The organism is Nocardia sp. NPDC046473 (assembly GCF_040645995.1).
In the GTDB taxonomy this organism is placed as follows: domain Bacteria; phylum Actinomycetota; class Actinomycetes; order Mycobacteriales; family Mycobacteriaceae; genus Nocardia.
Genome location: NZ_JBEYZJ010000004.1, coordinates 225,141 through 246,129 on the forward strand (window position 1 = coordinate 225,141; position 20,989 = coordinate 246,129).

The 20,989-nt window shown below is 63.4% G+C and carries 24 protein-coding genes; 3 read left to right on the plus strand and 21 right to left on the minus strand.

What is annotated here, in order from left to right:
* Window positions 1–2,718: 2,718 nt before the first annotated feature.
* The 13 genes from ABZ942_RS15465 to ABZ942_RS15525 all read right to left on the minus strand — a co-directional run bounded on the left by ABZ942_RS15465 (window position 2,719) and on the right by ABZ942_RS15525 (window position 10,820).
* Window positions 2,719–2,883, minus strand: a complete 165-nt coding sequence (locus tag ABZ942_RS15465) for a hypothetical protein (protein ID WP_357382287.1) — start codon at window positions 2,881–2,883, stop codon at window positions 2,719–2,721.
* 187 nt (window positions 2,884–3,070) lie between these two features.
* Window positions 3,071–3,514, minus strand: a complete 444-nt coding sequence (ssb, locus tag ABZ942_RS15470) for a single-stranded DNA-binding protein (protein ID WP_357382289.1) — start codon at window positions 3,512–3,514, stop codon at window positions 3,071–3,073.
* 14 nt (window positions 3,515–3,528) lie between these two features.
* Window positions 3,529–4,833: a hypothetical protein gene (locus tag ABZ942_RS15475; protein ID WP_357382291.1), complete on the minus strand. Its 1,305-nt coding sequence runs from the start codon at window positions 4,831–4,833 to the stop codon at window positions 3,529–3,531.
* Window positions 4,830–5,381: a hypothetical protein gene (locus ABZ942_RS15480; RefSeq protein ID WP_357382293.1), complete on the minus strand. Its 552-nt coding sequence runs from the start codon at window positions 5,379–5,381 to the stop codon at window positions 4,830–4,832. Before ABZ942_RS15480 ends, ABZ942_RS15475 begins: the two co-directional genes overlap by 4 nt.
* Entirely contained in the window at window positions 5,381–5,989 is a 609-nt protein-coding gene (locus ABZ942_RS15485) for a hypothetical protein (RefSeq protein ID WP_357382295.1), read from the minus strand. Before ABZ942_RS15485 ends, ABZ942_RS15480 begins: the two co-directional genes overlap by 1 nt.
* Before the next feature lie 28 nt (window positions 5,990–6,017).
* Window positions 6,018–6,461 carry a hypothetical protein gene (locus ABZ942_RS15490; RefSeq protein ID WP_357382297.1) on the minus strand — a complete coding sequence of 148 codons (444 nt, stop codon included), beginning with the start codon at window positions 6,459–6,461 and terminating at the stop codon, window positions 6,018–6,020.
* A complete protein-coding gene (locus tag ABZ942_RS15495; RefSeq protein WP_357382298.1) occupies window positions 6,458–8,554 on the minus strand; it encodes a hypothetical protein in 2,097 nt (698 codons plus the stop codon). The genes ABZ942_RS15490 and ABZ942_RS15495 overlap by 4 nt, the downstream gene beginning before the upstream one ends.
* Before the next feature lies 1 nt (window position 8,555).
* The gene (locus ABZ942_RS15500; RefSeq protein WP_357382300.1) at window positions 8,556–9,269 is read right to left on the minus strand and encodes a helix-turn-helix domain-containing protein; all 714 of its coding nucleotides are present in this window, start codon (window positions 9,267–9,269) and stop codon (window positions 8,556–8,558) included.
* A complete protein-coding gene (locus ABZ942_RS15505) occupies window positions 9,266–9,466 on the minus strand; it encodes a hypothetical protein (RefSeq protein ID WP_357382302.1) in 201 nt (66 codons plus the stop codon). Before ABZ942_RS15505 ends, ABZ942_RS15500 begins: the two co-directional genes overlap by 4 nt.
* A complete protein-coding gene (locus ABZ942_RS15510) occupies window positions 9,463–9,663 on the minus strand; it encodes a hypothetical protein (RefSeq protein ID WP_357382304.1) in 201 nt (66 codons plus the stop codon). Before ABZ942_RS15510 ends, ABZ942_RS15505 begins: the two co-directional genes overlap by 4 nt.
* On the minus strand, window positions 9,660–9,896 hold the full coding sequence (locus tag ABZ942_RS15515) for a hypothetical protein (protein WP_357382306.1): 237 nt from the start codon (window positions 9,894–9,896) through the stop codon (window positions 9,660–9,662). The genes ABZ942_RS15510 and ABZ942_RS15515 overlap by 4 nt, the downstream gene beginning before the upstream one ends.
* A complete protein-coding gene (locus ABZ942_RS15520; RefSeq protein ID WP_357382308.1) occupies window positions 9,896–10,036 on the minus strand; it encodes a hypothetical protein in 141 nt (46 codons plus the stop codon). The genes ABZ942_RS15515 and ABZ942_RS15520 overlap by 1 nt, the downstream gene beginning before the upstream one ends.
* A gap of 547 nt (window positions 10,037–10,583) precedes the next feature.
* Window positions 10,584–10,820, minus strand: coding sequence for a helix-turn-helix domain-containing protein (locus ABZ942_RS15525; RefSeq protein WP_357382309.1), 237 nt, complete (start codon window positions 10,818–10,820; stop codon window positions 10,584–10,586).
* Window positions 10,821–10,966: 146 nt separating this feature from the next.
* On the opposite strand from ABZ942_RS15525, the gene ABZ942_RS15530 reads away from it, so the two are divergent.
* Window positions 10,967–11,761, plus strand: a complete 795-nt coding sequence (locus ABZ942_RS15530; RefSeq protein ID WP_357382311.1) for a GntR family transcriptional regulator — start codon at window positions 10,967–10,969, stop codon at window positions 11,759–11,761.
* Between the two features lies 1 nt (window position 11,762).
* Window positions 11,763–12,548 (plus strand): glycosyltransferase family A protein, encoded by a 786-nt coding sequence (locus ABZ942_RS15535; protein WP_357382313.1) that lies wholly within the window; start codon window positions 11,763–11,765, stop codon window positions 12,546–12,548.
* Between the two features lie 20 nt (window positions 12,549–12,568).
* Here ABZ942_RS15535 and ABZ942_RS15540 read toward each other — a convergent pair whose 3' ends face one another.
* From ABZ942_RS15540 to ABZ942_RS15570, 7 genes are all read right to left on the minus strand, one after another.
* A complete protein-coding gene (locus ABZ942_RS15540; RefSeq protein WP_357382315.1) occupies window positions 12,569–13,666 on the minus strand; it encodes a tyrosine-type recombinase/integrase in 1,098 nt (365 codons plus the stop codon).
* A gap of 414 nt (window positions 13,667–14,080) precedes the next feature.
* Window positions 14,081–14,764: a TetR/AcrR family transcriptional regulator gene (locus ABZ942_RS15545; RefSeq protein ID WP_357382317.1), complete on the minus strand. Its 684-nt coding sequence runs from the start codon at window positions 14,762–14,764 to the stop codon at window positions 14,081–14,083.
* A gap of 142 nt (window positions 14,765–14,906) precedes the next feature.
* Window positions 14,907–15,422, minus strand: a complete 516-nt coding sequence (locus ABZ942_RS15550; RefSeq protein ID WP_357382318.1) for a cupin domain-containing protein — start codon at window positions 15,420–15,422, stop codon at window positions 14,907–14,909.
* A 27-nt stretch (window positions 15,423–15,449) separates the two neighbouring features.
* On the minus strand, window positions 15,450–16,022 hold the full coding sequence (locus ABZ942_RS15555) for an NADPH-dependent FMN reductase (RefSeq protein WP_357382320.1): 573 nt from the start codon (window positions 16,020–16,022) through the stop codon (window positions 15,450–15,452).
* 77 nt (window positions 16,023–16,099) lie between these two features.
* A complete protein-coding gene (locus ABZ942_RS15560) occupies window positions 16,100–16,903 on the minus strand; it encodes an alpha/beta hydrolase (protein ID WP_357382321.1) in 804 nt (267 codons plus the stop codon).
* A gap of 195 nt (window positions 16,904–17,098) precedes the next feature.
* The gene (locus tag ABZ942_RS15565; protein ID WP_357382322.1) at window positions 17,099–18,328 is read right to left on the minus strand and encodes a hypothetical protein; all 1,230 of its coding nucleotides are present in this window, start codon (window positions 18,326–18,328) and stop codon (window positions 17,099–17,101) included.
* A gap of 29 nt (window positions 18,329–18,357) precedes the next feature.
* The gene (locus ABZ942_RS15570) at window positions 18,358–18,786 is read right to left on the minus strand and encodes an acyl-CoA thioesterase (protein WP_357382323.1); all 429 of its coding nucleotides are present in this window, start codon (window positions 18,784–18,786) and stop codon (window positions 18,358–18,360) included.
* A 134-nt stretch (window positions 18,787–18,920) separates the two neighbouring features.
* On the opposite strand from ABZ942_RS15570, the gene ABZ942_RS15575 reads away from it, so the two are divergent.
* A complete protein-coding gene (locus tag ABZ942_RS15575) occupies window positions 18,921–19,778 on the plus strand; it encodes a helix-turn-helix transcriptional regulator (protein WP_357382325.1) in 858 nt (285 codons plus the stop codon).
* 91 nt (window positions 19,779–19,869) lie between these two features.
* Here the strand turns inward: ABZ942_RS15575 and ABZ942_RS15580 are convergent, their stop codons facing one another.
* A complete protein-coding gene (locus ABZ942_RS15580) occupies window positions 19,870–20,919 on the minus strand; it encodes a glycosyltransferase (protein ID WP_357382327.1) in 1,050 nt (349 codons plus the stop codon).
* Window positions 20,920–20,989: the final 70 nt, after the last annotated feature.

A 20,989-nucleotide genomic window follows, 5' to 3' on the forward strand; every position in this document is an offset into this window, starting at 1 on the left:
GTTCTTCTTATTATTCTGTTGTGACTTCTTCGCCATGTACTTCCCTTTCTTTGATATTCCATCCCGACGAGCAGGCGCCAGGATTCCTGGCTCCCCCTCGCGCGGGATGATCTTGAAAGGTTGTACACGAACTCACTCACGGCGTACCGGTCTTCTTGTCGATCCGGTCGATCACACACTAATAAACACCCGAGGACAGGATATTGCACCCTGAACAACACACGGCAGTGAGGCAACCCTGACTCAGATGCCGCCACGCCGAGAAACTCCAGCTCAGAGGGCAATTTAACATGCACGAAACATATCCAAAAGACATGCTGGTGATCTATATCACATAACGGCATTCTTATGTAACAGTTGAGCTATCCGGGGCGATAAGGAGGCTATTTGTTGGCAACTCGACAAATGCCACCGGCCTCGCGACATCCTCTTAACTCATTTGCCCAGGAAGAGCCACAGAAGATGCAGATTGTCTGAGACGCCGCAGGTTCTGGGGTTCATGGGGCCGAAACGCAGCGAAACTCCCCATAGAGCACATTCCGTGATCATCCCGCACGATTCGTTAGCTTGACGAATCTGATACACCGTGCACGATCCGGCTCAGATGGAAGCACTTACTGTCACAGTGATGCAATTGCAGGAACGACACGCCATACCATACAAAACTTCATATGCTCGACATTGAACCCGAACCTGATTCGCGTGTCGCAGTACACGGCACCGAACACTTCGATGTTTCCGACGATTCTGGGTCCCACGCCAAGATCAATCCAATCTAACCCACGCATATGGGATACAACGGTCCGCATGTACCAAATCAATGGTGTCCACCTATAGAACAAACCTGCGGATGCTCAGATCTGGTATGGAATATGCGGTTTCGAGCAGAATCGAGCAATGCCCAGTTGAGTGAGCGCCATTGGCGCAGAAACACGTACGCGATCGTTGGCGCTGCAGTCACACTCGCGCTCACTGCCGGACTAGCAGTCACGTTCATCGCATACGCGTTCCTACGAGGGATCGCCCCGTCGACACCGCCAAAGCCGCGGCTGAGATGGACCTCACCTGCCTCGTGTTGACCGTCGTCGCCGGATTTGGCGGCGCGGTCGCTCTTGTCATCGTCTACCGATACAACGTGATGTCGAACAAGCCGCCTTGCCAAGCGCTTCGGCCGCTGCTGCTGCCCAACTCGATGCCACCGACATCGCAGTCCGTATCGTCGGCGTACACGCGATGGCAGACGTCGGTGACGACCCGACAGACTGCACCGCGATGTTTACCCATCGCCGACTTCCGTAACCAGACTGCTACCTCCCAGCTCGACCTCTCACTTACCAGCACCGACTCTCTCCACCTCTAGCAACCTGACCCATCTCGCAACCCGCACTGACTCTCTCCACTTCACCACTCCCCTAACCCATTTCATTGATCTTGATTACTTCTCCTTCCTCCTGACCTGACCTACTTTCCTTACCGTCCCCGATCCCGAGGACACCAACTACCCAACGAAGTGGGTATTTGGTGTCCTCGGGATCGGGGACACCACAGCAGACAAACCCACAGGTCAGGAGGCCGCGCCATGTGGTTTCGCCCTTACTGGAACCAAACAGCGATTAAGGGCTTTGTAAGGGCAAAATCATGGGACTATCACCTCGGGAGTAAGACCTGGGCTGCATCGGTATAGGTGCCAAAAACTGGTACCGTCGTACCGAAATTGCACGAAGTGGCGGACAGCTGGAGGACAACGACTCCGCCTGCGGGAACCATCACCATCAGGTCGCCGTCGAAGGATGACATGAGTGAAAACGTGATCGGTTCTCCGGATCCTGCCGACGCCGATTCGAGTGCGCGGTGGGCTGCGGCCAGACTCCGCATCTTGTTAGCGAACACTTACGGTCACCCTGCCCGGCGCCGTAGAGCTCGTCGGCTACTCAGGCACACGATCGAGAATTAACCACAGAAATCGATGCTCAGCTGGCGATGTCGGTGCCTCTGGCGGGCACCGCTGCGGGGAAGACAGATCGCGGACCGGCGAGAACGGTTGAGCGGGGAGATGCGATGGGAGGTGCTGTCTTCCCCTTGCGACGCCGACGGGTCTACCACGCCCGCCCACGGCCCGAAGATGACCGTTCTGGTGGCGAGAATCGGCGGCGGAGGCCGCGGGCGGGCGTGGTCGGACGACCCTGCGCCGCAAGGGGAAGACAGCACCAGCACGATCACATCAGGAAGGCAGAGACAACGCTCGCTCGGTACACCATTGCCGAACCTCGAGAAACCCTTGCCCGTTGCGTGTCTGGATCGTGAACGACACCAGCCCCAACCACACTCCATCACTCGCGCGTGCCCATGCGTGCAGTAGACCGGGCACTGTGCCCGACAGTTCCAAGCCGCCGGCGCGGACCCGTAGCGGGACCCCGTTGGCACCGAATCGTGCAGGCTGAGTGGGTATCGCCTGACCGAGATCGACGAGTACGCGTGTCGGTGGCTCCACCGCTCGGCGCAGCGACGGAGTGAAAGTATCAGGCCAGTTCTCGAACATATGTTCCCATCATGACATGTCTACTGTCCGCCGGACATCAAGACATCAGCTTTGTTCTCAAGTGCCGACGGGGTGGAGGCTGGCGTGGGGCGCGTCGTGGTTGAGACAATGCGAAAGGCGGCGTTCGTGCCCACCTCCAATGGGCACGAGCGCCGCCTCTGTGTGCGGATCGACTCCGGTTACTGCTGCATCTGAATCCGGGGCATCTCCTGCTTGATCACCTCCTCCAGTTCAGGTGCGACGCCGGTCTGCGTGACCATGGTGTCGTCGGCCAGGCTCATCCCCTGTGTGTGTTGGATGGGCTCGCCGTTGAGGTTGTAGGTGTGGATCTCGAAGGATGTCATCGCGTGAATCTCCTTGCGGTATTGGACTATTGCTGCATACGTTGACGTTGCTCGTCCTGCGGTGACGGCATGTCCCACGGTTCGTAGTGACCACATTCGTAGCAGTACATCAAGTACTCGAACGAAGAGTCCGCCTCATGAGCTGGGATTCTGGTCATCGCAGCGCCGCAACATGATTCGCAGTCGTTCATGCGGTGGCCTGGATCTGCTGCTTGCGCGCCGGCGCCGTGTGGTCCTCGCTGGCCTGCTGGCTTTGACGCTGGTTGGCGCGCTGGCGGTTGACCTGCACCTGAGCGAATTTCATCGACGCGGCGACGTCCTCGGCCTGCAGCTCCCACACCGAGTGCTTCTGCTGGTTCTCATCGGTCCACGATCGCTGGCTCAGCGTCCCGCTCACGACCACCCGGTCCCCCTTGTGCAGGGACTCGGCGACGTTCTCGGCCTGGTCACGCCAGACCTGGCACCGCATGAACGAGGTCTGCCCGTCCTGCCACTGCCCCGTCTTCTGGTTCAGCTGCCGCGGTGTGGACGCCACCGTGAAGTGGGTGACCACGTTGCCGTTCGGGGTAGCCCGGATCTCCGGGTCCGCAACGAGGTTCCCGGCCACCGTCATCTGGATCTTGTCACTCATGATCAGTTTCTCCTTCAGGGTTTGTTTCCGATATCGGTTCCCCCGGCCACAAGCCGGAAGTTGTTGGACCGCCCCGCCGCCGTAGCTGCCCGGCGAGGCGATGGTGAAGCGGCCGGTGCACGCTGCTGCCCGGCCGATCTTGTGGCGTGGTCGGCAAGGATCCGGCCGACCGTGCGGGTGCTGACTCCGACCTGCGCGCTGATCTCGGTGACCGCGGTCTTCTGCTCGTGCAGCTTGATCACCCGAGCCACCACGGCGGGATCACGGCGCACCTGCCGCCCAGCTCGACGCCCATGCCTGCCGTCTGCCGCCCGCGCCGATTCGCGATAGGTCATCGGCTGCCAGCGCTGCAACGCCTGCCGCCGACGTGGTACCAACGCCACTCCCACGCGCGGCAGCTGCCTGTTGCTCGATCGGTCACTCGCGGTCTCGGACTCCGTAGGCGTGACCGCAACGACTGTCGGAACCGCATCGACCTCGGCGCTGGCATGGACTGCCGATCCGGCAGCGACACCGGACACCACAGGCGAGCCAGCGCGGACCTCGGTGCTGGCGGCTGGTGTCACGATGACCGCACCGTCGATGAGGATCGCGTAGCGGGCTGAAACCCAAGCGTGGAGCCAGATCACCACCCCGACCATCACCGGTGCCACCGCGTACTCGCCGGCGCGACCGAGCTCACCAGCGGCCAGGTGCGGACCGGTGTTCAACGCCACCGTCGTGATCAGCAGCGTGGCTTCGAACAGTGCGACCTTGCCACGCTGCACACTGCGTCCCCAGCGGGCCGCGGTCGTGGCGACCACCATGATCGTGATCAACGGAATCGAGATCATGGCCTCGACGCCGTAGCTCAACCAATACAACGGATTGGCTATATCACTGTCGGGTACGAGATTGTGCTGCACGTTCACCCCGGCCCAGACCATGCCCAAAACGACCACCGCGATCAGCGCCCGTGAGGACCATTCCGCGCGCCGATACAGCTGCGCCAACCGCGCATCCGCACTCGCCGCACGCCGCCGCGCCGCCAACGCCCGCCGATGCCAGCGCGCGTCTCCGGCCTCCTCCCGCTCGATCGCCTCCACGGCGCGACGTGCCCGCTTCTCGGTCGCCAACTCGATCTCCACCCCACGCCGACGTTGCGTTCGGCGCTGTGCCCGAACCCATTCCGCCAGTTCGCGCTCAGCGGCCAGCTCGGATTCCGAGAGCACCTCGGTCAACGCCGCATCATGCTGCAACGGCAACTTCCCGCGTGCTACGGCGACCCGTTGCGCCAAAGCCGAGACCGCGTCATCAACGACATCGTTCGACATGTTCATTGCTGCATCACCACCTGCTGGCATGCCCGCGGTGCGGTGCCCAGCGGCGTCATCGGCACCGCGAGGCGTTCGTTGCTGGCATCGAGAACGTGCGGGCCCGCGATGTCGAGTGCGTCGTCGACCTCGACTTCCAATTCATGCACCAGGTGCCGCAAACGGTCACGTTCATCCAGGGCATGGGCCAACTGCTCCGCCAATTCCGCACGGTCAGAGACCAATTCGGTGTTCTCTTTGCGCAGCTCGTCTCGCTCGACGGTCATTTCATCGAGTGCGACGGCTAACCGATCCCGCTGCGACACCACCCGCACATCGGCGCCTTCAATGGTGGACTGCTGCGCGCTGTCGTGATCCCACAGTTCGCGCCATTGCGGTGCGTAGCGGCTCGATTCCCACGGTTGCGCGAGTGCGGCCGATTCGTCGCTGAGCCGCTGCTGCTCGACCGCACTGCCAGTCGCATCCATCTGTTCGTGCAGGGCCTTGATGCGAGTGAATGCCTCCAACATCCACTCACCCACCCCCGCACCATGATTCACTTCTGCCGCGGTCATCACGCCTCCATTCGAGGCGGTTTCAGCTCGCCGGCGTCGTCAACCATTTCCGGCACCGCTGACCGCTCGTCGACGGATTCAGCGACACGCCAACCATCGCGGTCGACGACCTGATCGTCGAAAGTGTCTTCTTCGAACGCCGGAACATATTGGGCTTCCTGAAACGCGGTGATCTCCTCGTATTCGCGATCCCACTGCGTCGGCGCCTGCCTAGCTTGGTTGAGCTCGGCTCGCGCACCCTCCAATTCGTGCGCGAGCTGATCTCGTTCCTTCTCGAATGTCTCGCACAAGGTCGCTGACCGCTCATACTCGCTGCTGAGCTGCATGTGCTCCAACTGCAACTTGTCCAACTCGTCACGGCGCTTCTGCTCCAACATGACGCTGATCTCAAGGTCTTGTTTGACCTCGGCCATCTCGATCAACAGCTGGTCACGCTCAGCCGTCACCGCACGCAGTTGCTTCTGCTGGTGGAGCACCGTGTGGCGCTTATGTTGCTGCGCAGCCTCTGTGCGTGAGAATTTCTCCCGCAGCTGCCACCACGCCCCACTCAACGCACCGGTAAATCGGCGTGTCTCAGCGCTGATGTCGTCGACTTCGGATCCGGACATCGATTGTTCTCCTTCCTCTTGGTTGGGTTCAGAACGGTGGGGCATCGGCCAACTCCGGTCTTGTGATCGGCTGGATACGACCGACTGCGAAGGCACGGTGGTTGATCCACCGCCACACCAGCACTCCACCGCGGCGCACACCCCGCACCGCGACACCGCCGACCGCGATCGGATTCGGGTAACCAGCTGAAATCCAGGCGCCGTATCCGATCCAGCCGACACCCCACACGCACACCGGGCAGATCACCGCGGCTGGCGCACCCGAGAACACCGTCACCCCCAGCAGCGGTGCTGTAACCGCCGTCGCGGCCATACCTGCCTTGGCTTTACGGATCCGACGCTTGAGCAACACACGCAGATCTGGTCGGTGTGCGGTGTCGGGGTCGATATCGCAGGAATCCAGCAGCTCCCGCATCGGCTCCCACAACTGCGATTCCCAGTCGATCTCGATGTCGTTGTCGTCCTGACTCATTCGCCTTCGTCCTTCCTGTCGTCGTTCCTCTTCGGACTCCGTGGTGGCGGGCCTTCGATGTCGGCGCGCCGCGCGATCGGACGGCCCTTCGCCCCGCCACGTTGTGGTTTCTCCACTGGTTTTGTGGAGTCGGTGCGCGGTCCACTGGGTTCCAGGCGTGCCCAGTCCGGGTATTCCAGAACCGGCAACTCGTCGATATCCAGCGGTGCGACCTGTCCCCACACCGCCCGCAACCCACGCACGTAGACCGCTTGTCCGGGTTCGAATTTGCGGAGCCGGTTCGGGTGCACCAGCATCGTTTCCGAGCTGTTGAGCGTGCCCTCTCCGCCGACGCGGGTGCCGTTGAGATGGCGGGTGGATTCGAAAGTGGTTCGGGTGCCGAACTTCTCGCACAACACCCCATCGCCCTCGCCACGCATTCCGATCCAGCCGCCCGAAGTCGAATCCACGATCCGGTGGCAGTCATCCTCGGTGCGACCCAGCGCCCGAAACGACTGCGCGGCATAGATCAGCGAGCAATTCAGCTTGCGTGCCCGCTCGACCAAGTCGACGACATCGATATCGCCCTTGTCATCGACGAGCGCGGACTTCTCATCCATCAGCACTCGGATACGCCGATCATGCGGACTCGCCGCGAACTGCAGCAGCATCGTCTTGATCGCCGACACCTGCGCCCGTGCGATCTCCTTACGGGTAGTGCCCGGCGCACACACATACAGCGCGTCGAAATCATCGATCGGACGACCACCGTCGAAGGAGTCGCCCAGCGTCTCGAACAACTCGCGTAGCTTGCCCGAAACATCGGCGACCGCAGGAGGTTTCGACTCATTCAACGCGTCGATCTCCTCGATGATCGCCGGATCTTTCGCGTACAGCTTCTTCAACGCCGGTGTCGAGAGCCGCTCGAACAACTCCGCCCGCGACCGCGGTGGATCCAGCTTCACTCCGGCATCGGAGATCGCGGTCCCGATCACCAAGCTCACGACGCGGCGGCGGTTGTTCTCGAAATGCACCTGACTGGCGTCGGTCGCCGGCGCAGGGGACAGCATCGACTGCAACGTCGCGGTCATGTCCACCGCGCTCATCGACCACAAGTCAAGGCGAGTCGTGATCGGCCACAACCCGATCCGCCGCGGATCCACCCCGAGCCGGGTCATGAGCTGCACGAACCGGCGACCGGTATGCAGATCACCACCGCAATCGATGAACACCGTCAACGGACGCTTACGCTTGGTCCGCAAATAGACGTCCCAATCGTGGCCATACAGGCTCGACACCAACCGCAAAAGCATCGTGGTCTTTCCTGACCCCGAGTTACCGGTTACCACCAGGTGCTCGTCGACCGCACGGATCGGCACCGTCAGCCAGCGTTGTTTACGGTGCCGCAACAACCCCAGTACCCCGAGCTGGGTGTTGGTGCCCACACGCGAGCACTGCCCCAGCACGACCTGGTTTCGGCGGGTCAACGGCACCGGATACCGCACCGCCGCTTTCGTGACTGTGTCCTGAGTGTCGTTGAACCGGTTGATGATCCGATGCGTGTTCGCCGGTGACTTGTTCCCGACCGTGGCCAGACGGTGGCAATACCGTGCCCACCACCACGCCGCACCCGACCACGCCACCGGCACACCCAGCACCGCCATACCGACCACACCACCCGGCGCCCACCCCGCCCACGCGACATCCGCGCCCTCGGTGAACATCCGCACCGGCGCCGACCACGACCAATCCACCACCATCGACGTCACCGGCAACACCAACGAACCCGCCGCGAAATTCCCCAGCCGATTCGGTGTCCACTTACGATGATTCGCCGCCAACAACAACCCCGCCGCCGACACCGCGACCACACCACCACCCGCCGACAGCACCTGCGCGGCATCGAGCAACACCTGCGCATCCGGCACACCACCAGACCAATGCGTCGTCCAGCCATCCGGAATGACCTCCGGCATCCCCGGCGGACGCTCCATCACACCCGGTACCGGCGGTGCCGACGTCACCGGAGCCGGTACCGGTGCGGGCATCGGCGCAGGAGCCGGAACCGGAACGGTGGTGCCGCTGCAATCAGGCTGGAACGGATAACACGTCATCTCAGCTCACCTCTTCCGAACTCGTTCCGGCGGTGAGGAATTCGTCTAGATCACGAACATCCAGACTCTGCAGCAGCTCAGCCGCTCCGGCCTCGGCCAGACTGCGGACCGCGGCATCGATACCTGCACGGACCGCGCTCCCGCGCACGAAATACACGACCCCGGCCAACTCCCGAGTGCGCGCCGCCTCCAATGCAGTACGCACCACCGTCGCCAACCGGTCAGCACCCTTCTTGCGCGTCAACTCCGCCTCGAGCGCCCACCGAACCCCGGAACTGTCGCTGAACTCCGCATCATGCACGTGCAGATAGCGGCGTCCTGCTTCACGCAAACCGGGGTCTCGATGCCGCAACAGGCGCTCACTGGTCCACACCAACGGATCCAACGCCGTACCGGTCAACCGCAACCGCAGCTCAGCCAACGCCCGCACATGCGCCACCGTCGTCACCCGTGGAAACCACGGACCCGGATCGAAACCCAGAAACGCCCAACCGGTTTCGCGTGTCGGCCACACCCACAACGACGTCGACCACGAACCGTTCGGACCCTGCGACGGCATCCGCGCAGTCTCGACAAACCCAGCCCGACGCCACTGCCGCACCAACTCATAGATTCGGGGACGCGACACCCCGCACAGCTCAGCCACCGTCTCGATCGGCGCACCCTTCTGCTGTGCGAGCCACTCCCACGCCATCGCATTACGCTCAGTGCTCACTGCTGCGCCTCCAATCGTGCGATCGTCTCCCGCTCAGCGAGGCGCTCACGGGCGCGCTGACACGCAACGATCGCCGCTTCCGGTGCCAGCGCAGTCAGACAACCGAGTGCGTAATGACGCTGCGCGTCAGTCAGTGACTGCACCGACTCCAGTGCTTGCTGTTTCAGTCGTTCGTTTGCCTTCCAGTCATCGGTCATTGCTGGGCCTCCAATCGCATCAACTGTTCGTCCACCGCGGTGATCTGCACGGCCTTCTCCGACGCCGACGTGATGACGTCCGGCGCCCACTGGCACGCGAAACCGATTGCGTAATCCCGCTGTTCACCACTCAGCGCAGTCCAGGACTCCAGCGCCTGACGCACGAACGGATCCAAGCCCGCATACGGATCGTTCATCGCCGCACCTCACAACCCACCTGAGCCGCCACTGCGACCTGGTCGGCGCGGCAGTAGTTCGGCGACGACGGATACTTCGGACCCGCGATCATCGCGGCAGTGCAACCCACCACCCCGACCAGCACCGCAGCCACCAGCACCACCCGCAGCAGACTCGCCGGCAGCACCGCCAACAACTGGAACAACCACCCCGGATGAAACTCCGGACCATGCATCGCATGCATCGGATTCATCACCGCCACACCCCCCTCCGACGCAACTGCCACACGACCAGCAACTCGGCCAACACCACCGACAGAACCAAACCCGGCGCGGTCAACAACGCCCACAACAGCGACACCGCCACCGCGATCCGGAACACCGCCCGCGTCATTGCTCACACCGCCAATCGGCCTGTCGCGACACCGGTTCCCTGTCCGCGAGCTCGGCGGCCTCCCACGCCTCACGTGCGGCACGGACATCAGCGGCATGGCGTATGCACGAATCCCGGTGACCGTTTTCGACATCAGCCGGATTCGTGGAGAACGGGCCGTAGTCGATCACCATTTCGTTGCACGACGTGCATCGCCACGAAAGCGAAGAGTCGCCCGAGTATCGACGTGACGGTGTCGCGAACCGACTGAACGCCGCGAGTTCTGGATCCTCCTCCGACTGCAAACCGACACAGTCCGCGATCTCCCGCCACGAACAACCCTCAGCACGAGCCCGACAGACGTACTTCCCGGCCAACCTCCGCGCCTCACACGTCAACCGATCGGCAACCGCCAAGCCCTGCAACGCCTCCGCCGGCACCGGAACCTCAGACGACAAGCCCCCTCCAATAGGGCTCATCACCACGGCATCCTCGCCATACTGCTCACGCAACTGCGACAGCAGCGTCCGCTCGACAGCTGACCGGAAGCGGTACACATCCGAAGTGCTCATGCCGCACCGCCAGCAACGGCTATTGGTCGCACAAGCTCAGCTAGGTCGTTCGGATCCACGCGCACTGACCGCGCACCAACTCGGTAGGCCCGCAAGTCGCCCGTTGCGATCAAGCGTTCGAGCGTTCGAACGCTGAGCTTGACCTTGTTTGCAGCCTCTCTCATGGTCATCAAGTCCTCCGGCACCTCTTGTGCCGCAACTGAGCGACGTCTTGTCATCGGAAGTCCCTCCATGTGTCGTCAAGAAGGTGGAATACCTCCTCTTGTTGTCATGTTCTCTATAGAACTGACATAAGAACATCATGAGGACATGCCCTCCTATAGTCAAGAGCTAATGAGGACTTAAGATGAGGTCGGCGATCCAACTGGAAGGAAGTGCGATGCCCGCGAAGTACGAGCTAATCGCTGAAGAACTGCGACAGCGGATCCTGTCGAAGGAGCTAAGCCCCGGCGACCGTGTACCTGGAGAAGCTGCCCTAACGGAGCAGTTCCGAGTCTCCGTGCCTACTGTTCGGCAGGCATTGGCGGTTCTACGCCATGAAGGGCTGATCGAGGCACGACACGGTGTCGGCACCTACGTTCGAGCACCGCGCATCAAGGTTCGCCGCACCGACGAGCGGCACCAGTGGGAGAAGAACCGTGTCCGCGAGCCTGAAACGGTTCGACGGTCGACTGGCGCGACTGAATACGACACGGGCCTGTCCATGCCAGAGCTGACGTTCAGTGCCCGCTACAGCACAACGGAAGCAACCGAGGACCTGGCCGATGCATTCGCGATGCCGGTCGGTACCAAGCTTCTTCAACGGAACTATCGAACCCAATATCACAGCGAGGATTCGCCGTTCAGCCTGGTTTGCTCCTACCTCGTGTACGAGATGGCTGAGGCAAATCCAGACCTTCTTGACGACAGTAATGAGCCGTGGCCTGGTGGTACCCAACACCAACTTTCGACCATTGGCATCGAGTTTGCGAGCGTCACCGAAGAAGTCCACACACGCATGCCCACCGCCAGCGAGGCTGAGGAGTTGGGCATCCCAACCGCGGGCGTGGCGGTGTTCGACCTCCGGAGAATCTCGATAGATGTGTCTGGACGTGTCGTCGAAGTGGCCGATATCGTCCTTCCGGGAGACCGAAGCGAACTTGTTTACACCACCAAGCTGAACCGATGGAGCTGAGATGGACCGACTGATTTCGGTGATAACGCCTGTCCACAGCCCTGACCCAGACCATTTGAAGGCGGCGTGTGAGTCTGTCTTGTCGCAAGACGTACCCCGCGGGTGGTCGCTTGAATGGATTCTCCAGGAAGACGGCGATACCGGCGTTGCGGAGAAACTTCTACAAGGACTTGATGACCGGATCCAGTTTCACACAGGTCGACGTGGTGGCGTCGCCCTCACGAGGAACCTCGCGCTAGCCAACTCCAGTGGTGAACTCGTCAAGAATCTTGATGCCGACGATGTCCTCATGCCAGGCGTACTGATGCGCGATATTGAGGTTCTGACCTCAGGGGACGATATCGCCTGGGCGACGTCACGACTGCTTGACTTGCTGCCTGACGGAACAACTGTGGGATTCGACAACGATCCTCCACATGGAAAGCTGGTACCCGGCGCAGTGCTTGAGCATTGGCGTAATCACAACTTCAGGCTTCCAGTACATCCCACGACAGTATGCATTCGCCGACCACTGGTAGTCGCACTGGGCGGTTGGATGGGAGTTCCTGGATCAGACGACACGGGGATGATTATCGCCGCGAGCATCCTGGCAACTGGCTTTTTCAACAGCGAAGTCGGCCTCCTCTATCGGAAGTGGCCAGGTCAAGAAACAGCTCAGCAAGCACACAAACACGAGGGTGAGTGGAACGCTCGAATGAGTCTCATCAACGAACGAGCGAACGCTCTGCAACGGGCGGTGGCTCATGGTTGGACCGCAAACCGCTTCGATACGACAAGCCAGCTGTGATGCTGGCCCTCATTTGGTTGTCAACCGAGGACACCCCGCACACTCTCCCACTGACTGTCAGCCAGGCTCGCATAGCGCTGGGTGGTTCGTAACGACGCATGTCCAAGAAGCTTTTGAACCTGCTGGATCGGCACACCCGCACGCACCAGACGGCTCGCGTAGGTGTGCCGTAGGTCGTTTGGCCGAACCTTTCCCAAGCGTCGTTTCTCGTCACCTTCACCCACCCAAGCAACTCGTGACGCGGCTTGGAATCGGTTACGAAAGTTATCCGAGTCGAATGGCCGGCCTTCGATATGTGCAAGTAGCAATCCACTGCGAACCGCTCGGCCAGCGACATACCGGACCGGAGCCGGTTGTCCGAGCCCATCCCGCCTGATAACAGCTGTCAGAGTCTTCGTCAGAGTGTCGCCAATCGGGATGATTCGCTTCTCGTGGTCCTTCGGTGACTTCAGACGGTGCACCGCCTTGTCCCAAGCCCACTCGATTGAGATGGTCTTGCGCTTCAGGTCGATATGTTCTTTATGTAACCCCTGTGCTTCCCCCATCCGCATGCCGGTCCCGACCAACACATCCGCGATCAGGCGATCCATGTCTTCGAGCGGTTCCCATAGCGCCATGTACTCTTCGTCCTCAAGGAACCGCTCAGGCGAAGGGCCAGGCTTGGGCAGGTCTATGTCGTGGCAGGGATTGTCGGTGATCAGCTTCGCCTTCCGGGCGGCCTTTAATGATCCACTCAGCAGGTGATAGCACTTTTCGACGCTGGTCGGCGCCATCACACTGCGCAGCTCGGCGACCCACTCCTGCACATCGTGCTGCTCGATCTCCCTCAGGAGTTCGCTGCCCCATTTCGGAGTGAGGTGCTTACCAATCCGCTGGTCATCGATTTTCTGAGTGCCCTCTTCGACGGTTCGCAGTGCCTTCCACTTGGGTAGCCACTGACCCCACGTCATCACAGGCACCGGGCGGGCAGGGTTCTCGCGTTCCTCGTCTTCCTTGGCCGTAGCTTTCCGCCGCGCAACATCCCTATTTGTGAAGACGCCGGCGCTGCGGATCCGGCCGTTCGCATCGCGGTAGCTTCCGCGGTAGCGACCACTCGGAAGCTTCTCAGCCCACCCCATCCTTACCCTCCTATCCTGCTGTGATGAATCCATTCCACCACGACGAGCATGGAGCAGACCAGCCCTCAGCATGGAGCAAAATGTGGAGCAGGCGCATGGTTCTAGCTGTCGCTTTGTGTCGCTCATTGTCAGCTATCTAGTTCGGTCATAGACGCTGGCCTGCATGGATTCTCAATGACGATTGCCATGGTCAGACATTGACTCTCACGAATCCTGCTATTCTGGTTTTACACACCAGCGGTCGGGGGTTCGAACCCCTCTGCGCCCACAGATCCCATTAGACCCCGTAAATACCATGAGGCCCGTCGCCACGAGGGCGACCACAATCGCCGCGAGTCCGGCGCCCGTCTGGCGGGATTCAGCGACTCGCCGTCACGTGGCGAGTAGCTCGCAACCACGACCCGGCCGGTCGGTTCAGCGCTTTGCCGCCGGGTGGGCGTCGGTGGCGAGGCCGGGCCAGAGGGTGGCGGTGAGCTTCTCGGCGAGGCCGCTGCGGGTGACGGCGTCGTCGCCGCGCAGGAACGCGCCGAAGTAGGCGCCGAAGACCATGGTTGCGATAGTGCGGGTGTCGATCCCGGGTTGTACCGCGCCGCGTTCGATGAGGTGGTGCAGGACGTGTTCGACCTGTGAGACCCGGGGTTCAACGGCGCGTTCGACAACGTGGGCGAGCAATTCGGGCACACGTTCGGCTTCGCTGATGAATCCACCTTGTAGGACGATGGCGTCGGGGTTGTAGTAGCAAGGGTCGACCCGGCGGATGGCTTCGGTCAACGCTTCGCGGGGTGTCAGGTCTTCGAGCGGGAACGGGGGTGTGGCGGCGGTTTGGGCGCGGAATCCGTAGTCGAGTGCGTCGATGACGAGTTCGAGTTTGCCGGGCCAGCGCCGGTAGAGGGTGGGGCGGGTGACGCCTGCGTCGGCGGCGATGTCGCCGAGTGCCATCTGGGAATAGCCGCTGGTGACCAGGCGGCGGCGGGTGGCGAGGATGATGGCCTCGTCCACGGCGGGGTCGCGGGGGCGACCGCCCTTGGGGCCGGACTTGGGTGCTTGCGGGTGTTCAGTGGATTCGGTGCGCTGCGGTGTCATGGCCTCCCCGTTCATGGTTGCGTTACACACCAAGACTGTAACCTGCGGATGGCCGGGTGTTGTCGACCGACCAGACCGTCACCGCGACACCAATCCGCACCGTATATACTTGCGTGGTAACAGATTTCGATGAGAAGTGCTGAGCACGCACCGGGACTTACCGGCGTGGGGTGCCGTGCGTGGGTGGGTCGAGGTCGTAGCGGGCGACGACGTCATCGAGCCAGTCCGGGTGGCCGTAGGTCAGTCCGTAGCGGGTGGCCAGGTCGTCGAACTCGGCCGGAGTGGTGGTTTCGGTGGCCGTCAGCTGCCCGAGCTCGGCAAAGTACTCCTCGAACCCGCCGGGGACGATGATCTCGATGATCCGGCCCGGGACCTGGCCGGCGTTCCACATGGCGTGCATCTGACCGCGCGGTTTGATCACATAACCGCCGGGCCCCACCACGGCTTCCGCGTCGTCGGACCGGAAGCCGATCCGGCCTTCCAGCACGATGGAGTACTCGTCCTCACGGGAGTGCCGGTGTGGCGGGGTGATCAGGCCGACGGCGAAGGGATGTTCCACGATCGATGCCGCGGCGCCGGCGAGTTTGAAGTCGGCCCCGAAACCCGGGATGGACACGTGCCGCCCTTCGCCGGGTTGCACGACGGTGAAAGGCGGAACGGTGCTGTGGTTCATACGTGAATTTCCTTGTCTCGGGCCGGGTCAGGCGCTGCGGGCGGTCGCGGGCCGGTCGGCCAGATCGACCAGGCCACGCAGTAGCCTGCGCAGTAGGGTCTGTGTGAATTCGTCCGGGACGAACGTGCCGTCGGTGTCGACCCGCAGATGTGATTGGAAGACCGTGACCTCGGGATCGGCCACCACCGGTGCGCCGATCCGGTGCAGGACCTGACGCAGCACCAACTGCGCACGGGCAGTACCGAATTGGGACGGGGAGGCACCCAGGATCGCTACCGGCTTGCCGCGCAGGCTCGACTCGGCGGCCGGGCGGGACAGCCAGTCCAGAGCATTCATCAACACACCGGGAATCGCCGAGTTGTATTCGGGGGTGGCGATGATGACCCCGTCCGCCTCGTCCACGCGCCGTCGCAGTTCGGCCACCGCCGCGGGCGGATCGGTTTCCAGGTCCTGATCGAAATGCGGCACAGCGCCGAGGCTTTCGTACTGGTCGATGACCACGCCGTCGGGCGCCAGTGCGGGGAGGGTGCGCAGCAGGCCGGTGTTGTGGGAGTCGCGGCGCAGACTGCCGGACAAGGCGAGGAACCGCAGATCGGACATGAGAGTGCTCCTGACTGTGCGAAGAGATGCTACCGACCGGGAGGGCATCCCTCCCGGTCATCGGCGGGAACCGGGGGTCAGCGGGTGCCCTGGTATGCCTGTTCGATCACGTCGGCGACCGTGCCGGGGTGGCTGACCATGACGGCGTGGGAGGAATCGACCTCGCTGATGTGGGCACCGGCCCGCTCGGCCATGAACCGTTCCAGACTCGGCGCGATGGCGTGGTCCTTGGTCGCGATCAGCGCCCACGACGGGAGGGTCTTCCATCCGGCCGCCGTGGCCGGTTCGCCGAACGCCTCGGCGGCGACCGGACGCTGCGAGATCGCCATGAACGCGGCGGTGGCAGCGTCGACGTCGGCGGCGAACGCGGTTGCGAACTGGGCGTGGTCCAGCCACACCTCGGTGCCGGCCGAGCCGTCGGAGCGGGTGTATTGGAAGACCTGCTGGGGCAGCGGCGGCACCGAGGCGTCGGCGTGCGCCTCGAGCAGGCCGCCCAGGGCCTCCCCCGCGTCGGGGGCGAAAGCCGCTACGTACACAAGGGCTTTCACGTCGGCGATGGTGGGGGCGGCGTTCGTGATGACCGCGCCGGCGTAGGAGTGCCCGACCAGGATCTTCGGTCCCTCGATGCCTGCGAGCAGGCCCTGGAGATAGGCGGTGTCGTAGGCCAGGCCGCGCAGCGGGTTGGGTACCGCGACGACCGGGAATCCCCGCCGATGCAGTCGCGCGGCGACCTCCGACCAGCCCGAGGCGTCGGCGAACGCGCCGTGGACCAGCACCACCGTCGGCTTCGGCTGCCCGGCTTCGTCGTTTTGCTTGTCGTGCGCGCCCGGCACCAGGGAGGCCAGTGCCGACGTGATCGAGGTGACGATGCGGTTGCTCATGGATTTCTTCTCCTTCTGACGGGGTCTGATCCCGTTCTTCGACGTTTCGTTACAGTGAGTGACTGTAACGTAATAGTTGATTTCCGCCAACTGGAGGCATAACGGCGGCAAGCCCAACCTTGTGGGTCCATCGCCGGGCGTGCGCGAAACTTACTGTGAGACACCGGCTTTACTGAACAGAGCGCACCGTTCGGGTTAACCGTGGGTCAGTTGTGCGAGGTTGACGAGGATGGTCGCGCGGAGTTCGGCGATTTGCGTCGGCTGATGGAAGCGCGGGGAAAAGGCCAGCTCGATGCTCAGCCGCCCGGCGAAGGTGGAGACGAAATAGCCGACCCAGGCGACCGGTTCGGAGGTGGCGAAGCCACGGAAGTCGACGATCTCGATCCCCGTCGGCACCGGTAGGTCGGGAACCACTCCCCAATTGGTGATGAAGTTCCCCACCGCAGTGCGCGTACTCCCCTGCGCGGCAGCCGATGCCGCGGCCAGCATGACCGCGAGTGCGGCCCCACTGGCGATGCCGTCCACGATCTGGGCCTTCACCTGCTTTGCGAGTACACCCAGGTCGGCGGCGCGCCCGCACGCGGTGACGGTAGGAGCGAAGGCCAGGGCATTGGTGACCTCGTCGGGCGGTGCCGGGGGACGCAGTTGGGGACGCAGGTCGGCGAGATGGAACATGATCATCGGCAGTTCGGTTGCGTCGCTGACGGTTTCGCCGATCATTGCGCGTTCGGCACGGATGATTGCGGCACTGAGCAGTGCATGTAGCGTCGTCCCGCACGCCCGCGCCCGAGCCAGCAATGCGCCGGTGTCGCACTGCGACAGCGTGATCCGCTGAACCGGTAGCGGGCCGAAATCCGCGCCGTCGCCGGTGTCGGCGGACGCGATGCTGTGCACCGGGCCCGCGGCCGGCACGGCGAGTTCCGGCAGGGGCATGTTTCGCGCGCGGTAAGCGTATTCGAGGCTGCGCGGGTAGACCGGGATCGGGTCAGGGTGCGCCACGGTCCCGGCCAGTGCGGCGACGGTGCGCCAAAAGTGTTCGAGCAACGCAAAACCCATCGTTGCGTCGTTGATGGCGTGGCCGACCCGCAGGGCGACCGCGGTCGTCGCGTCCTCGCGCACGATCGTCAGTTCGGCAAGGGCGTACGCGGGATCGAGTGGCGTGCCGCCGTGCGCGAGCCAGTCGGCGATGCTCCCCTCGACGATGTCGATGACGGCCGCACCGGAGCCGTCGTCGGGAACTCGCAGCACGCACGCATCGCCGCCGGCTTCGATTGTTCCGCGCAGCATCGGATACTTCCGGCACAGTAGCTCGAAAGCCTGGTGCAACAGCGCGGTATCGACCTCGCCGACGCAGACCGCCACATAGCTGACGGTGAGCTTGCGCGGCACAAAGCCGTGATCGATCTGCCCCAGACGAAATTTCATGGCACTGTCCGCGAGGGCCGGAGGGCGGATCACGCGAGACCTAGCAACGCGGGGTCGGCGGCGCGCACACGCAATTCCTGACCCGGATCGGCGACCAGCCGCCGGGTCCGCAAGTCCAGCAGCCCGCTGACGCTGCTCACCTCGGCAACCAATGTGCCATCGGGCTTGCGCAACACATGCTCGACGCGATGGGTCTTGCCGGGCCCCCAGACGAACGCGCACGACACATCGACCGCGTCGTCGCCACGCAGTTCCGCGTGGTGGCGCAGGGTGGTCTCGAGATTGATCGGCCCGAAGCCGTCGGCGAGCAGCCTCTCCGGCGACAGTCCGGCCGCCTGCCCGCAAGCGAAGCGGGAATGCTCGGCGTACTGCAGATATACCGTGCTCGCGAGATGATGGTTCGTGTCGAGTTCATAACTGCGGACGGTGAATCGCATGGTGAACGGCGTGGCACTCAACGGGGCTCCTGACATTCGAGGGTCGGTGTCGGATCGCCAGCGTGCCGTCGTTCCGGCACCGATAACTAGACAGTGGTGACACTGGTGCCGACAGCACCTGGCATCGCGCCCCGCGATGTTCGATCATGGACGGCGTGACAGCCACCCTCTCCGCCCGCCGGACCGAACTCGCTTCCTTCCTACGCAGCCGCAGGGATCGCATCACCCCCGCCGAAGTCGGGATGCCGCCCGGATTGCGCCGGCGGACACCGGGGTTACGACGAGAAGAGGTCGCCCAGCTCGCCGGGGTCAGCATCACCTGGTATACCTGGCTCGAACAGGGACGGCCGATCAACGTCAGCGGTCAGATCCTCGATGCCATCGCGCGCACCCTTCGGCTCGACACCGCCGAACGAGACCATCTCTACCGGCTGGCCGACGTACCGGTCCCCGAGGTGACCAGCAGCGTCCCCCGGATCACCCCCGCCGTCCAGACCGTCCTCGACGCTATGCGCGGCATCCCCGCCGCCGCCCTCAACAGCCGCTGGGACATGCTGGGCTGGAACACCGCGGCCGCCGCGGTCTGGCCACGGCTGACCGCGCCCGAAGGCTCCCGCAACGTCCTGTGGGAGATGTTCACCACCCCCGAATGCTGCCGATGCTTCGTCAACCGCGACACCGGGTTACCGCACATGGTCGCCTCCTTTCGCGCCGCGTTCGGACAACACCTCGACGATCCCGCCTGGACCGGACTGATCCGCGAACTCTCCGCCATCAGCGTCGAGTTCGCACGCCTTTGGGCCACCCACGATGTCGCCGCACCACCGAGCCAGACCATGACCTACCACCACGCCGCAGCAGGACGCTTGTCCTTGTCCCTGACGAGAATGGACCTGCCCGCTATTCCGGAAACGTACATCACTGCGTGGACGCCGGTGGACGACGAAACCCGTCGCCGCCTCGACTGGCTACTCGCAAACCCCGACGCACCCGCACTCGACCACACTCACTGATTTCCAGCCGATACGCACGTGCCACCGTCTACTCGCTGAAGCGGCTCCGACGAGCACCGACGCAGCCAGCATCGTCAGACGTCTCCGGTCATCAGTGTCCGACCAGACCATGCAGCCTGGCGGCGACGGTAGCGGGCGCTGGCATCGTGGCGATTTCCGCGGCGACCCGCCGTGCGTTAGCGGCGAGGGTCGTGTCGGTGACAAGGGTGGTCAGGTGCTGGTGGGTGATGCGCTTGGCGGGGATCGCGAGCCCGGTGCGGCTCGCGGCCAGCAGGTTCGCGTTCCAGGTGCGGTCGCCGGGGGCCGGTGTCGCGATCTGCGGTATGCCCGCGACAAGGGCAGCGTAGATCGAGCCCGCGCCACCGTGATCGAGCATGGCGGCGCAGTACGGGAGGACATCGCCCAGGACTGTCCAGCCGACGGTGCGTACGTTGTCGGGCAGCTTGCGTGCGCGTTCGAGCGGGCGATTGGGCCGGACGACGACGAATTCGGCATCCACCTGCGGTGCCGCGCGGATCAGCGAGGTCAGCATCGCGTCGGGCCCGTCGCCCAGCATCGTGCTCCGGGTGACGAGGACGCGCGGACGCGCCGTTCTGCTGTGCAACCAGTCGACAGAGTCCGGGGCAGGCAGGGAGTACGGCACGTAGCGCATGGGCCACCCCGGGACCGCCACCAGGCTGGGCGGGGCGACCGACAGCACTGCGGTGCTCACGGGTATCCGGACGCCCAACGCTTGCAGGGTTTCGCGCACGATGTCATCGCCACGGTCGAGTGCGATGTTGTGCAGCACCGTCGGTGCGCCGACCGCAGCGGCGGCGATGGCACCCGAAGCGGCGAAGGGTTCGTGGATCACCAGGTCCGGCCGGTACCGGCGGGCGAGCGCGATCAGCGGAGCACTCATCGGACGGTTGATGTGCGCGAACAGCCGAGCGCCCGCGCGGGCATCGGCCATGCCCGACAGCGAACGCAGTGCCGCCTGCGGATGCAACAGGTAGGCGCGCACCGACGACCGAGCCAGGTTCACCGCGGGTGCCACCGATTCGACGGCGAGTTCGGTTCGCAACGCGGTGGCGGCGTCGCCGCCGGTGGCCAGCAGCACTTCATTGCCGGTCGATTGCAGATGCAGTGCCAGCGGCATCATGGGAAACGCGTGACCGAGAAGCGGGGTAGCGACGAATAATACACGCACACTTGCCCTTTCGTCCGCCGAC